The 1050-nt window shown below is 67.1% G+C and carries 1 protein-coding gene; it reads left to right on the top strand.

From position 1 onward, the window contains the following. A partial coding sequence (locus tag ON44_RS33685; RefSeq protein WP_157187392.1) for a type I polyketide synthase occupies positions 1 to 1050 on the top strand: 1050 nt, incomplete at both ends.

The raw sequence follows: 1050 nt of genomic DNA, 5'->3' as shown, positions 1-1050 counted from the left end.
TCCGTACTGCCGGGCGTGACGACAAGACCACGGCATCGGATATCTCGGATACCGATGACACCGTGTCGGGTGCTGGTCGGGGGACTGTGGTGGTGACCGGTGGTACCGGTGGTTTGGGTCGGATTCTGGCCCGGCATCTGGTGGGTGTGCGGGGTGTGCGGTCGCTGGTGTTGGCTTCTCGCCGGGGTTTGGCTGCGGAGGGTGCGCGTGAGTTGGTCGAGGAGTTGACCGGTTCGGGTGCGCGGGTGGCGGTGGTGGCCTGTGATGTGTCCACCCGTGCCGGGGTCGAGCAACTGCTGGCCGCGGTACCGGACGAGGATCCTTTGGTCGGGGTGGTGCATGCGGCGGGTGTGCTCGACGACGGTGTGATCGCGTCGCTGACACCGCAACGCCTCGACACGGTGCTTTCCGTGAAAGCCGATGCGGCGTGGTATCTGCACGAGCTGACCCGTGGCCTGGATCTGGGCATGTTCGTCCTGTATTCCTCGGCCGCCGGTGTGCTGGGTTCGCCCGGTCAGGGCAACTATGCCGCGGCCAATCAGTTCCTCGACGGGTTGGCCGAGTACCGGCGGGCTCGAGGGTTGGCGGCGACGTCGATCGCGTGGGGTTTGTGGGGATCGGGCACCGGGATGACCGGTCACCTCGATGGTGGCGATACCGCGCGCATGAGCCGTGGCGGCATGCTGGCGTTGACCGAGGCACAGGGTATGGCGATGTTCGACACCGCCGTGACCGCCGAGCACGCTACCGTGCTGGCAGCGCGGTTCGACACCACCGTCCTGGCCGCGCAGGCGCGGGCGGGGATGCTGGCACCGATACTGCACAACCTGGTACCCAACGCCCGACGTGTTGCCGCCGGAAACACCGGTAGCGCAGGTGCTGGGGTGGCGGGATCGCAACTGCGGCAACGCTTGTCGGGCCTGGACGAGGCCGAACAGGTCAAGGTGCTGCTGGAGTTGGTGCGTGGTCAGGTGGCGATCGTGCTCGGACACGACGACGCCACCGCGATCGACGCCGACCGCAACTTCCAGGAACTCGGATTCGACTCCC

Origin of the sequence: Nocardia vinacea NBRC 16497 (assembly GCF_000308835.1) — a bacterium.
Lineage (GTDB): Bacteria > Actinomycetota > Actinomycetes > Mycobacteriales > Mycobacteriaceae > Nocardia > Nocardia vinacea.
Note: the sequence above shows the minus strand (reverse complement) of the source record. Positions and strands in the feature narration are given on the sequence as shown.